Genomic DNA, 13457 nt, shown 5'->3' with positions numbered 1-13457 from the left:
AGCGAAGGACACAGCGCGATGCAGGGCACAGTCGACGGTTTCAGCCACGGTCTCCTCACGCCCGTGGCCGCCTTTCTCATGGCCTGCGCCGGCGGGGCGCTGGGGCTGCGCTGCACCGCCCGGGCGGTGTGCACGAGCAGATCGTGCGGAGAGCGTGGAGCGCTGCGCTGGTGGTGGCTGATGCTCGGGGCCGCTGCCATCGGTGCCGGGATCTGGACCATGCACTTCATCGCGATGACGGGCTTCACCGTCGCGGAGGCCCCGATCGGCTACGACCGGCCCACGACCTGGGCCAGTCTCGGTGTCGCCGTCGTCATGACCGGCACCGGGATCGTCATCGTGGGCCATCGCGGTGCCACCGCCCTGGCCCTGGTCACCGGTGGCACCATCACCGGACTCGGCATCGCTTCCGCGCACTATCTGGGCATGGCCGGAATGCGGCTCCAGGGGCGGCTCGCCTACGACACCGCGACCATCGCCCTCTCCGTGCTGATCGCCGTCGTCGCGGCCACCGCGGCCCTCTGGGCCGCCGTCTCCGTCCGGGGCCTTCTGCCGAGCCTGGGTGCCGGACTGGTGATGGGGCTCGCCGTCAGCGGCATGCACTACACCGGCATGGCGGGAGTGCGGGTCCATGTGCACGGCGCCGCCCCCGCGGGCACGGCCGGCGACTCACCGGCCACCCTCCTCGCCCCCCTGCTGGTCGGCCCGCTGTTCTTCCTCGTCCTGGCGGGCGCGCTCGCCGTCTCCGCCCGGAAGCGGTCCGGGGGCTCCGAGAACGCCGAGTCCGCCGAGAACGCCGAGGATTCCGCGTACCGGCATCAATGTCAGTGGCGGGTCGTACGGTGGTTGCATGCGGCCCGTTACCAAGATCGAACGCTCGATGGCGCCCTTCGAGGTCATCAGCCCCTACCAGCCCAGCGGCGACCAGCCGACGGCCATCGCCGAGCTCGAGAAGCGCATCCGAGCAGGTGAGAAGGACGTCGTCCTGCTCGGTGCGACCGGCACGGGCAAGTCCGCGACCACGGCATGGATGATCGAGAAGCTCCAGCGCCCGACTCTGGTCATGGCGCCGAACAAGACGCTGGCCGCCCAGCTGGCCAATGAGTTCCGCGAGCTCCTGCCGAACAACGCGGTGGAGTACTTCGTCTCGTACTACGACTACTACCAGCCAGAGGCATACGTCCCTCAGTCGGACACGTACATCGAGAAGGACTCCTCGATCAACGAGGAGGTGGAGCGGCTGCGCCACTCCGCGACGAATTCGCTGCTGACCCGCAGGGACGTGGTCGTGGTCGCCTCGGTCTCGTGCATCTACGGCCTCGGCACCCCGCAGGAGTACGTGGACCGCATGGTGCCGCTGAAGGTCGGCGAGGAGATCGACCGCGACCAGCTGCTGCGCCGCTTCGTCGACATCCAGTACTCGCGCAACGACCTGGCGTTCGCCCGGGGCACCTTCCGGGTCCGCGGCGACACCATTGAGATCTTCCCGGTCTACGAGGAGCTGGCCGTCCGCATCGAGATGTTCGGCGACGAGATCGAGGCTCTCTCCACCCTGCACCCGCTCACCGGCGAGGTGATCAGCGACGACCAGGAGCTGTACGTCTTCCCCGCCAGCCACTACGTCGCCGGCCCCGAGCGCATGGAGAAGGCGGTCAACGGCATCGAGCGCGAGCTCGAGTCGCGCCTCGCCGAGCTGGACAAGCAGGGCAAGCTGCTGGAGTCGCAGCGGCTGCGGATGCGCACCACGTACGACATCGAGATGCTGCGACAGATCGGCAGCTGCTCCGGCGTCGAGAACTACTCGATGCACTTCGACGACCGTGACCCGGGCACCCCGCCCAACACGCTGCTCGACTACTTCCCCGAGGACTTCCTGCTGGTCATCGACGAGTCGCATGTGACGGTCCCGCAGATCGGCGCGATGTACGAGGGTGACGCCTCGCGTAAGCGGACCCTTGTCGACCACGGCTTCCGCCTGCCCTCGGCCCTCGACAACAGGCCCCTGAAGTGGGAGGAGTTCCAGGGGCGGATCGGGCAGACGGTGTATCTGTCCGCCACCCCGGGCACCTATGAGCTGTCCCGCTCCGACGGGTTCGTGGAGCAGATCATCCGCCCTACAGGACTGGTCGACCCCGAGGTGGTCGTCAAGCCCACCGAGGGCCAGATCGACGACCTGGTGCACGAGATCCGCAAGCGGACCGAGAAGGACGAACGCGTCCTGGTGACCACCCTCACCAAGAAGATGGCCGAGGACCTCACCGACTACTTCCTGGAGCTGGGCATCCAGGTCCGCTATCTGCACAGCGACGTCGACACCCTGCGCCGGATCGAGCTGCTGCGCGAGCTGCGCGCCGGTGAGTACGACGTGCTGGTCGGCATCAACCTGCTCCGTGAGGGCCTCGACCTCCCCGAGGTGTCCCTGGTCGCGATCCTCGACGCGGACAAGGAGGGCTTCCTGCGTTCCGGCACCTCCCTCATCCAGACCATCGGCCGCGCGGCACGCAATGTCTCGGGCCAGGTCCATATGTACGCCGACAAGATCACCCCGGCGATGGAGAAGGCCATCGAGGAGACCAACCGCCGCCGGGCCAGGCAGATCGCCTACAACAAGGCGAACGGCATCGACCCCCAGCCCCTGCGTAAGAAGATCAACGACATCGTGGCCACCATCGCCCGCGAGGAGGTCGACACCGAGCAGCTCCTCGGCACCGGCTACCGCCAGGGCAAGGACGGCAAGGCCGCCAGGACACCGGTGCCCTCGCTGGCAGCGCACGCGGGCGGCACAAAGGCGGCGAAGGGCGCCAAGGCCGGTGGCGCCAAGAAGGGCGAGATCACCAGCGACCGTCCCGCCGCCGAACTGGCCGGGATCATCGAGGAGATGACCGACCGGATGCGGGCAGCAGCGGCGGAGCTCCAGTTCGAGGTGGCCGCACGGCTGAGGGACGAGGTCAGTGAACTCAAGAAGGAGCTGCGGCAGATGAGGGAGGCGGGGCTGGCCTGAGCCGGCGACTGTTGCAAGAGCGCCACAAAAGGCCGACCCGCGCTCCGCGGCTCGGCTGGGATGCGTAGGGTTTCAGACGTGGTCGCCCCACGGACGGCGACCGCGATGGCTATCCCGGTCAGACCGGGGAGAGAGGGGGGACAGCGCGTGAGCGTCAACTTGTCCAAGGGGCAGGGCATCAGCCTGCAGAAGTCCGACGGCGGCACGCTGACCGCGGTGCGGATGGGCCTGGGCTGGCAGGCGGCTCCTCGGCGCGGGCTGTTCGGGTCCCGCACCAGGGAGATCGACCTCGACGCCTCGGCCGTCCTCTTCGCCGACAAGCAGCCCGTGGACGTGGTGTTCTTCCGCCACCTTGTCAGCGACGACGGATCCGTCCGCCACACCGGTGACAATCTGGTCGGCGGCGCCGGACAGGGCGGGGATGACGAGGCCATTCTGGTCGACCTCCAGCGTGTACCGGTCCACATCGACCAGATCGTCTTCACGGTGAACTCCTTCACCGGCCAGACCTTCGCCGAGGTGCAGAACGCGTTCTGCCGGATCGTCGACGAGACCAACGGCCAGGAAATGGCGCGTTACACCCTCACCGGTGGCGGTCAGTACACCGCCCAGATCATGGCCAAGGTGCACCGCGTCGGCTCCGGCTGGCAGATGACCGCCGTCGGCGAGCCCGCCAACGGCCGCACCTTCCAGGACCTGATGCCGGCGATCGTTCCGCACCTGTAGGCACGCCCGGTCACGGCCACGGGGCCGTGACCGCCCTTCGTGCGGCTCCCGGCGGCTTCGACCGCCGGGAGCCGTCGTACACCGCGCACCACCGAGAGCTCATCACCGAGGGGACAGAGCCGATGACGGCCGAGCTGGTCCGGGGGCAGAACCATCCGCTGCCCCACACCCGACTGGAGATCCGGGTGTCGGCCGGAAAGGCCGTCGTGGCCGGTGCGACCCTGGCCGACGAGCACGGCCGCGTGGCGGGCCCCGAATGGCTCGCACACCCCGCCCAGCCGGCCTGCCCCGGAGTGGAGGTGTCCCGGCAGGCGACCGCCGACCACCGGATCGCCGTCGACCTGGCCGTCGTGCCGGCCGCCGCCCACCGGGTGTCGCTGCTGCTCGCGCTGCCGGTGGCACCAGGCGCCCCGACCAGCTTCGGGGCCGTCGCGGCCCCCTTCCTCGCCGTCACCTGCCCCGAAGGCGCCGCAATCGTCAGCTACACCCTCACCGGTCTGGACACCGAGTCCGCCGTGGTCGCCGTGGAGTTCTACCGCCGCCAGGACGCGTGGAAGATACGGGCCGTCGGCCAGGGGTACGCGGGCGGTCTCGCCGAGCTGCTCGCCGATCAGGGCGTCGACCGTCCCGGGGAGCTCGTCGCCACCATCCACGAGACCGTCGCGCCCGGGGTGGCCCGCACGGTCGGCACACCACCGCCACGCACCACGGAGGTGCGCCACAGCGCACCGGCGGCCGCCTCGAGCGCGGGGGGCGACCACACCCTCCCCGGCACCGGAGCGCCCGCGTCCGACCAGGGCGCCCAAGGGCCTGCGGACGCGCACCCCGGGACCCAGGGCGTTCCCCGGCCGAGCGCCGCGAATCAGCCGGGGACGGCCGCGCCGCCCGGTGGCCCCATCAACTACGCGCACCCCCGCAGACAGTCCGCCGCGCCACCGTCGCCGGCCCCGGCCGTGCCGCCCGCCGAGCCGGGCCGCCCGGCCCCGCCGGTCGCCGGTGACGCCACCGGATGGTCCATGGAGGAGCGGCTCTACAACCAGGTCTGGGGCATGTTCGAGGACCTGGCCCGGGCCACCGCCGCCTACCGGAGCGCGGTCGACTTCGCCGAGACCCGTCGTGATCAGGAGCTCGACCGTGCGCTCTCCGACCCGCGTGTCCGGCTCACCGGCTCAGGGGATGCCGCGACGGCCGCTCGAGACCGCTGCGAGGAGCTGATCGGACGGGCCCGTGAGGCCCTCGACCGCGATCTCGGCCAGCTCACCGCGGAGTCCGGGGTCGTCGAGCCCGCGCTGCCGCCCGCGTTCGCCCGCTGGGACCATCCGGTCTGGCAGGCCTACCGTGCGCCGATGGAGATCCCGATGGCCCTGCGCCTTGGGGATCTGCACCTTCCCGAGTGTCCCGGGCTGCGCATCCCCATGCTGATGCGGCTTCCGCTCGAACGGGGCCTGTGGGTCGACAGTGGCCGCCGGACCTCCGATGCGGCGTCCCTGATGGATGAGGCGCAGATCCGCAGGCTCGCCATGGACACGGCAGTCATCCACGCGGCCCGGCTGCTCGCCGCCTATCCGGCCGGTGAGTTCACGGTGCATGTGATCGACCCGGCCGGTTCGGGTGCGAGCTCGCTCGCACCGCTGGTGCACTCGGGCGTGCTGGACGAACCGCCTGCCTCCGGCGCCCAGGGCGTCTCGGCGGTGCTCGCCAAGCTCACCCAGCGTCTCGATCTCGTGCAGATGGCGGTACGCGCCGGAGCGGCCGACGCGCTGCCGCCGGATCTCGACACCGCCGAGCAGCTGGTGATCGTCAATGACTTCCCGCACGGTTTCGACGACCGCGCCGTCACCCAGTTGCGCTATCTCGCCGACGAGGGTCCCGCGGTCGGCGTGCATCTGCTCATGGTGGCCGACCGGGAGGACGCAAGCGCCTACGGGCCGGTGCTCGATCCCCTATGGCGCTCGCTGCTGAGGATCACCCCGGTCCCGGACGCCCATCTCGCCGATCCCTGGGTGCAGCACTCCTGGACGTACGAGCCGCCGGTGATCCCCCCGGGCAGCCAGGTGCTCCGGCAGGTGCTGACCCGGGTGGCCGAGGCCAGGCGCACCGGAAGGCGCTGAAGAGGGCTCGATGCCGCGGAAGCACTGATCACACTGCTCCCCACCTGCGCACTTGGCCTCCACATTACCCTTCGCTTTACCTTTCTTTGGTCTTTCCTGTACTGTTCTTTGCGCGGAGGGGAGTACTCCCACATGCGGTGTGCCCGTCAGTACGGACCGTCAGACAGAGCCCGGTCCCGGGGCGCCGGCCCGCGAGCGGCAGTGTCCGCCCGGGTGGAAGAGACCTCCGGCAGCGACGACGCTGATCAGTAGCGGTACGACGCCGGAGGCGCAGTGGACGTTTCGATAACCATGTGGGCACTGACCATTCTCGGTCTGTGTGCCCTGATCGCGGTCGACTTCTTCATCGGGCGCAAGCCCCATGACGTGTCGATGAAGGAAGCCGGGATCTGGACGGTGGTCTGGATCATCCTGGCGGTGCTCTTCGGCCTCGGCCTGCTGCTTGCCGGTGAGAGCCAGGCCTCGGGCGAGTTCTTCGCGGGATTCATCACGGAGAAGTCGCTCAGTGTCGACAACCTGTTCGTCTTCGTCCTGATCATGGCGAAGTTCGCGGTGCCGTCCCACCTCCAGCAGCGCGTGCTGCTCGTGGGTGTGCTGATCGCCTTGGTCCTCAGGGCCATCTTCATCGCCGCGGGCGCCGCGATCATCACCAACTTCTCGTGGGTGTTCTACATCTTCGGGGCGTTCCTGATCTACACCGCCTGGAAGCTCATCCAGGAGGCGCGCTCGGACGACGAGGAGGATGAGTTCGAGGAGAACCGCCTGCTCAAGTCGATCGAGAAGAAGTTCGGCGTCGCCGACCGCTACCACGGCACCAAGCTGTTCATCCGCGTCAACGGCAAGCGGGTGCTGACCCCCCTCATGGTGGTCATGCTGGCCATCGGCACCACGGATGTGCTGTTCGCCCTGGACTCGATCCCGGCGATCTTCGGACTGACCCAGGACCCGTACATCGTCTTCACGGCCAACGCCTTCGCCCTGATGGGCCTGCGCCAGCTGTACTTCCTGATCGGCGGGCTCCTCAAGAGGCTGGTCCACCTGAGCTACGGCCTCTCGGTGATTCTCGGCTTCATCGGGGTGAAACTCGTGCTGCACGCCCTGCACGAATCCGGGGTGCCCGTCCCCGAGATCTCGATCCCGTTCTCGCTGGCGTTCATCTGCGCCGTCCTGGTGATCACCACCATCACCAGCCTCATCGCCTCCAGGAGGCAGGAGCGGCGTGAGGCCGCCGAAGGCGCCGGCACCAGTACGACCCCGGCGTCGGACGGCGAGACCGAGAAGGACAGCATCGGCGCCTGACACCCGCGTCGCACGCTCCGGGGCCCGCACATCCTCTGCGGTGCGGGCCCCGGCTCAGCTCCGGGTGCGGGCCCGGCTCGGGCGGGGGACGACCTCAGGCCGCCGCGCTGTCCCGGGCGGGCTCCGCGGGCTTCGCCATAGGCAGCCGCGCGGGCAGGGTCTCCGGCAGGAGCGCGAAGCACAGCAGGCTGAGCAGCGCGATCCCGGTCAGATAGGCGGCCACTCCCCAGGGCGGGCCGCTCCCGTCCGACAGCGCGGTGGCCACGATCGGCGTCAGCGCCCCGCCCAGTACCCCGGCGAGGTTGTAACCCACCGCCGCACCCGTGCAGCGCACCCTCGGCTCGTAGAGCTCCGGCAGATACGCCGCGATCACGGCGAAGATGGTGATGAACGCCAGCAGGGCGACGAGGAAGCCGAAGAACATGGGCACTGGCCGCCCCGTCTGTAGCAGGCCCACCATCGGGAACATCCAGAGCGCGATGACCGTGCAGCCGATGAGACACAACGGCCGCCGGCCGTACCGGTCACCGAGCATCGCCGCGAACGGCGTGGCGGCGCCCTTGAGGGCGACGGCGGCCATGATCGATCCGAGCATGGCCGTACGGCTCACACCGAGCCGCTCGGTCCCGTAGGCGAGTGACCAGGTCGAGACCGTGTAGAAGACCGCGTATCCCACCGCCAACGCCCCCGCGGTCAGCAGCACCAGCCGCCAGTGCCCGCGCAGCACCTCGGCCAGGGGCATCCGTGCGGGCTCGGTGATCTCCCTGAACTGCGGGGTCTCCGCCAGCGAACGGCGGAGCAGCAGCCCACCGGCGGCGAGCAGCCCCGCCGCCCAGAACGGCACACGCCAGCCCCAGCTCTGGAACTGAGCCTGGGTCAGTCCCGCCGAGAGCGCCAGCATCACCCCGTTGGCGAGCAGGAAGCCCACGGCGGGCCCGATCTGGGGGAAGCTCGCCCACAGCCCGCGGCGTGCCTCGGGCGCATGCTCGGCCGTCAGCAGGACGGCACCGCCCCACTCCCCGCCGAGCCCGAACCCCTGCAGGAAGCGCAGCACCAGCAGCAGGGCGGGGGCGGCGGCGCCAAGGGTGGCGTACGTGGGCACACAGCCGACCAGCACGGTGGCCACCCCGGTCAGCAGCAGAGAGCCGAACATCACCGGCCGCCGTCCGTACCGGTCGCCGATGTGCCCGAAGAGGATGGAACCGAGCGGTCGTGAGATGAATCCGATCGCGAACGTGCCAAAGGCGGCCAGGGTTCCGGCGAGCGGGGAGAAGGTGGGGAAGAAAAGCGGTCCGAGGACCAGTGCCGCGGCCGTGCCGTAGACGAAGAAGTCGTAGAACTCCACGGCCGTCCCGGCGAGGGAGGCCGCGGCGAGGCGGGTCATCGAAGGGGCGGATGGTTCAGCGCCGGAGGGAGTGGGGGAAGCGAGCGCAGCGTGATTTTTGTGCACGCCGCGCCAACTACGTGTGATCGTTCCGGGTTACGGGGCGCACGTGGTCGGCACGCCCCGCCCCGGAAACCGTCTCCACCCGGACGGGGTGCTCACCAGCCGCGTTCGCGCCACTCCGGCAGATGCGGACGCTCGGCGCCCAGGGTGGTGTCGTTGCCGTGCCCCGGGTAGACCCAGGTCTCGTCGGGGAGCCAGCCGAAGATCTTGGTCTCCACGTCGTCGATGAGGCTGGCGAACGCCTTGGGGTCGTCGTGGGTGTTGCCCACCCCACCGGGGAACAGGCAGTCACCGGTGAACACATGCGGGTGGCCGTGGGGGTCGTCGTAGACCAGAGCGATCGACCCCGGGGTGTGCCCCACGAGGTGGCGTGCGGTCAGTTCGACCCGGCCGACCTTGATGACGTCGCCCTCGTCCACGAGTACGTCCGTGGGCACCGGGATTCCCCGGGCGTCCTCACGGCCCGCGTAGGTGCGGGCTCCGGTCGCCGCGACCACCGCTTCGAGCCCGTGCCAGTGGTCACCGTGCCGATGGGTGGTGACGACGGACGTGATGCCGTCGTCACCGATCAGCCGGAGCAGGGTCTCGGGCTCGTTGGCCGCGTCGATCAGCAGCTGCTCGCCGGTCGCCCGGCAGCGCAACAGATATGCGTTGTTGTCCATCGGGCCCACCGCGACCTTCGAGATCATCAGGTCCTTGAGCTCATGGACATCCGCCGGGCCGCCGACCTTCACTGCTCCGCTGTAAGTCATGGAGCCAGCGTACTCAGCTGATCACAGCCACGGCAGCATGATCACGTGACGGAAGCCCGATCACGATGACGGCGGCACGATCACAACGCCGGCAACGCCGGAAGCGCACCACCCGAGACCTTGAGTGCCGCACCGTCGCGGCGGCCGGCCAGCCAGCCGAGGAGATCGGCCGCGGCGCCCGTGACGGTGACGGGCGCGCCCTCGGCCCCGCCGCCCGTGCCCCATGTGCGCCCGTCGTCCGCGACAACCGTGGTGGGCGGTACGTCCTTGTGCCCGGCGAAGCGCTGGGTGAGGAAGTCGATCTCGCGCTCGGTGAAACTGCCGGGGAGGTCCTCCAGCTCGTATCCGATGCCGAGGTCGACATGGTGCAGCTCCACCTCGACAAGGCGTCGGAAGGGCACACGGGACGCCGTGTCCGTGATTCCGTTGCGCAGCTCGACCGTACGGTCCCAGCCGCCTTCCACCGTCTCCTGGGTGGCGCCCACGGTCCGGAACCGGATGCCGCTCTCGCGCACGTCGTCGAGCTGGGCGCCGAGCGGCCGGGCCGCGTCCCGCTCGATGTCGGCGTCGCGGGCCTCGGCGCTCGGGTACATGGGGCGGCCCTCGAGGACGTTGACGATGGCGTCGGCGTTGCGGGCGATATGGGCCAGGACGTGTCCGCGGCTCCAGCCGGGGAGCCGTGACGGCCCGGCGACGGCCGCGTTGTCCAGTCCGGCGGCCGCATCGAGGAGTCGCTCGGTCGCTTCGTGTACAGAGTCCAGGTCGCGCAAAGGATCGATCATGGGGCTGACGATAGCCCCGCCACACGTTCGGGTGAAGCTCGCTCCGCACCACCGAAAATCGAATGCGCGTGCTATAGGCTCGGTCGAGGCATCCTTGGTAGTCAGGCATTCATCCGTCAGGCAGCTATCGATCTCGCGGCCCCCCTAGCCTGGAGCAGTCCAGGACGGGGCCCGTGCCCCCGCTCTTCTCCCACGACCTCTCTCAAGAAAGGTGCGGACCCGGCGTGGCCGACCGTCTCATCGTCCGTGGCGCTCGCGAGCACAACCTCAAGAACGTCTCGCTCGACCTCCCGCGTGACTCACTCATCGTCTTCACCGGGCTCTCGGGGTCGGGCAAGTCGTCGCTCGCGTTCGACACGATCTTCGCCGAGGGACAGCGCCGCTACGTCGAGTCGCTGTCCTCGTACGCCCGGCAGTTCCTCGGCCAGATGGACAAGCCGGATGTCGACTTCATCGAGGGCCTCTCGCCGGCCGTCTCGATCGACCAGAAGTCCACCTCACGCAACCCGCGCTCCACGGTGGGCACCATCACCGAGGTCTACGACTACCTCCGGCTGCTCTTCGCCAGGATCGGGAAGCCGCACTGCCCCGAGTGCGGCCGCCCCATCGCGCGCCAGTCGCCGCAGGCCATCGTGGACAAGGTGCTGGAGCTGCCCGAAGGCAGCCGCTTCCAGGTGCTGTCGCCGCTGGTGCGCGAGCGCAAGGGCGAGTTCGTGGACCTCTTCGCCGACCTCCAGGCCAAGGGCTACGCCCGGGCGAGGGTGGACGGTCAGACGATCCAGCTCTCGGAGCCGCCCAAGCTCAAGAAGCAGGAGAAGCACACCATCGAGGTGGTGGTCGACCGCCTCACCGTCAAGGACAGCGCCAAGCGGCGGCTCACCGACTCGGTCGAGACCGCGCTCGGCCTCTCCGGCGGCATGGTCGTGCTGGACTTCGTGGATCTCCCCGAGGACGACCCCGAGCGGGAGCGTATGTACTCGGAGCATCTGTACTGCGCGTACGACGACCTCTCCTTCGAGGAGCTCGAGCCCCGCTCGTTCTCTTTCAACTCGCCCTTCGGCGCGTGCCCCGACTGCACCGGCATCGGGACGCGGATGGAGGTCGACCCCGAGCTGATCGTCCCGGACGAGGAGCGCTCGCTCGACGAGGGCGCGATCCACCCGTGGTCACACGGTCACACCAAGGAGTACTTCGGGCGTCTGATCGGCGGGCTCTCCGACGCGCTCGGGTTCCGCACGGACATGCCCTGGGCCGGGCTGCCGCAGCGCGCCAAGAAGGCCCTGCTGTACGGGCACAAGACCCAGGTCGAGGTGCGCTACCGCAATCGCTACGGGCGTGAGCGCGCCTACACCACCCCTGCGTTCGAGGGTGCGGTCTCGTTCGTCAAGCGGCGCCACAGCGAGGCCGAGAGCGATTCCAGCCGTGAGCGCTTCGAGGGCTATATGCGCGAGGTGCCCTGTCCGACCTGTGAGGGCACCCGCCTCAAGCCGATCGTGCTCGCGGTCACGGTGATGGAGAAGTCCATCGCCGACGTCTCCGCCATGTCGATCAGCGAGTGCGCCGAATTCCTCGGCAGGCTCACCCTCAACGCCCGTGACAAGAAGATCGCGGAACGGGTGCTCAAGGAGGTCAACGAGCGGCTGCGCTTCCTGGTCGACGTCGGACTCGACTACCTCTCCCTCAATCGTGCGGCGGGCACCCTCTCCGGCGGCGAGGCGCAGCGCATCCGCCTGGCCACCCAGATCGGCTCCGGGCTCGTGGGCGTGCTGTACGTGCTGGACGAGCCGTCCATCGGACTGCACCAGCGCGACAACCACCGGCTCATCGAGACCCTTGTGCGCCTGCGGGACATGGGCAACACCCTGATCGTCGTCGAGCACGACGAGGACACCATCAAGGTGGCCGACTGGGTGGTCGACATCGGCCCGGGCGCCGGTGAGCACGGCGGCAAGGTCGTCCATTCCGGTCCGCTCAAGCAGCTGCTGGCCAACAAGGAATCGATGACCGGGCAGTACCTGTCCGGCAAGAAGTCCATCGCCACACCGGACATCCGGCGCCCGGTGGATCCCGGCAGGCAGCTCACCGTGCACGGCGCCCGGGAGAACAACCTGCGGGACATCGACGTGTCCTTCCCGCTCGGTGTGCTCACCGCCGTCACCGGAGTCTCCGGATCAGGCAAGTCGACCCTGGTCAACGACATCCTCTACACACACCTCGCCCGAGAGCTCAACGGCGCCAAGTCGGTCCCCGGGCGGCACACCCGCGTGGACGGTGACGATCTGGTCGACAAGGTCGTCCACGTCGACCAGTCGCCCATCGGCCGCACCCCCCGGTCCAACCCGGCCACCTACACCGGGGTCTTCGACCATGTCCGCAAGCTGTTCGCAGAGACCATGGAGGCGAAGGTGCGCGGCTATCTGCCGGGCCGCTTCTCCTTCAACGTCAAGGGCGGTCGCTGCGAGAACTGCTCCGGTGACGGCACGATCAAGATCGAGATGAACTTCCTGCCGGACGTCTATGTCCCGTGCGAGGTCTGTCACGGCGCCCGCTACAACCGGGAGACCCTGGAGGTCCACTACAAGGGCAAGTCCATCGCCGAGGTGCTGGACATGCCGATCGAGGAGGCGCTGCACTTCTTCGAGGCGGTGCCGACCATCGCCCGCCATCTGAAGACGCTGAACGAGGTGGGTCTCGGGTACGTCAGGCTCGGTCAGTCCGCACCCACACTGTCGGGTGGCGAGGCACAGCGGGTGAAGCTGGCCAGCGAGCTCCAGAAGCGGTCCACCGGCCGCACGGTCTATGTGCTTGACGAGCCGACCACCGGTCTGCACTTCGAGGACATCTCCAAGCTGATCAAGGTGTTGTCCGGGCTGGTCGAAAAGGGCAACACAGTGATCGTCATCGAGCACAACCTGGATGTGATCAAGACTGCCGACTGGGTCGTCGACATGGGTCCCGAAGGCGGCGGCGGCGGTGGGCTCGTGATCGCCGAGGGCACACCCGAACAGGTCGCGAGCGTCCCGGAGAGCCACACCGGCAAGTTCCTGCGTGACATCCTGGGCGCTGAGCGGATCAGCGACGCGGTGCCGCCGCAGTCACGCAAGTCCGCTTCGGCCAGGAAGACGACGACAGCGAAGAAGGTGGTGGCGGCCAACTCCACCGCCACCAAGAAGGGGGCCACGGCCCAGGCCACCACGGCGAAGAAGGCCACCGCGCGCGCCAGGGCGCGCAAGGCCTGAGCCCGGACCGGGCCGCGACGACCAGGCCGGGTCCGGGGTCCAGCCACCGCTCGGGGGTGGCAGGACACCGGACCTGGTCCCTGTTCGGGGTGCCGAACCG

Annotated in this window: 9 protein-coding genes; 6 read left to right on the top strand and 3 right to left on the bottom strand. The window is 69.1% G+C overall.

Features of this window, described 5'->3' with window-relative positions; all coding sequences use genetic code 11:
* Positions 1 to 18 precede the first annotated feature (18 nt).
* From ACFV6V_RS23075 to ACFV6V_RS23055, 5 genes are all read left to right on the top strand, one after another.
* The gene (locus ACFV6V_RS23075; protein ID WP_385568045.1) at positions 19 to 972 is read left to right on the top strand and encodes an MHYT domain-containing protein; all 954 of its coding nucleotides are present in this window, start codon (positions 19 to 21) and stop codon (positions 970 to 972) included.
* Entirely contained in the window at positions 881 to 3001 is a 2121-nt protein-coding gene (uvrB, locus tag ACFV6V_RS23070) for an excinuclease ABC subunit UvrB (protein WP_385568124.1), read from the top strand. Before ACFV6V_RS23075 ends, uvrB begins: the two co-directional genes overlap by 92 nt.
* A gap of 147 nt (positions 3002 to 3148) precedes the next feature.
* Positions 3149 to 3727, top strand: coding sequence for a TerD family protein (locus ACFV6V_RS23065; protein WP_361278094.1), 579 nt, complete (start codon positions 3149 to 3151; stop codon positions 3725 to 3727).
* A 122-nt stretch (positions 3728 to 3849) separates the two neighbouring features.
* On the top strand, positions 3850 to 5838 hold the full coding sequence (locus ACFV6V_RS23060; protein WP_385568121.1) for a TerD family protein: 1989 nt from the start codon (positions 3850 to 3852) through the stop codon (positions 5836 to 5838).
* Between the two features lie 273 nt (positions 5839 to 6111).
* Positions 6112 to 7137 (top strand): TerC/Alx family metal homeostasis membrane protein, encoded by a 1026-nt coding sequence (locus tag ACFV6V_RS23055; protein ID WP_385568043.1) that lies wholly within the window; start codon positions 6112 to 6114, stop codon positions 7135 to 7137.
* A 94-nt stretch (positions 7138 to 7231) separates the two neighbouring features.
* Here the strand turns inward: ACFV6V_RS23055 and ACFV6V_RS23050 are convergent, their stop codons facing one another.
* The 3 genes from ACFV6V_RS23050 to ACFV6V_RS23040 form a co-directional block, all read right to left on the bottom strand.
* Complete coding sequence (locus ACFV6V_RS23050; protein ID WP_385568040.1) at positions 7232 to 8521, bottom strand: MFS transporter; 1290 nt, start codon at positions 8519 to 8521, stop codon at positions 7232 to 7234.
* Between the two features lie 158 nt (positions 8522 to 8679).
* The gene (locus ACFV6V_RS23045) at positions 8680 to 9336 is read right to left on the bottom strand and encodes an MBL fold metallo-hydrolase (RefSeq protein WP_385568038.1); all 657 of its coding nucleotides are present in this window, start codon (positions 9334 to 9336) and stop codon (positions 8680 to 8682) included.
* Between the two features lie 80 nt (positions 9337 to 9416).
* Entirely contained in the window at positions 9417 to 10118 is a 702-nt protein-coding gene (locus tag ACFV6V_RS23040; RefSeq protein ID WP_385568035.1) for a maleylpyruvate isomerase family mycothiol-dependent enzyme, read from the bottom strand.
* 224 nt (positions 10119 to 10342) lie between these two features.
* Between ACFV6V_RS23040 and uvrA the strand changes: the two genes are divergently transcribed.
* Positions 10343 to 13357: an excinuclease ABC subunit UvrA gene (gene uvrA / locus ACFV6V_RS23035; protein WP_385568032.1), complete on the top strand. Its 3015-nt coding sequence runs from the start codon at positions 10343 to 10345 to the stop codon at positions 13355 to 13357.
* Positions 13358 to 13457: the final 100 nt, after the last annotated feature.

The sequence above is a fragment of the Streptomyces sp. NPDC059828 genome (genome assembly GCF_042731955.1).
Taxonomy (GTDB): Bacteria; Actinomycetota; Actinomycetes; order Streptomycetales; family Streptomycetaceae; genus Streptomyces.
The sequence above is the reverse complement of the archived record's forward strand: the minus strand, read 5'-3'. Positions and strand labels throughout refer to the sequence as shown.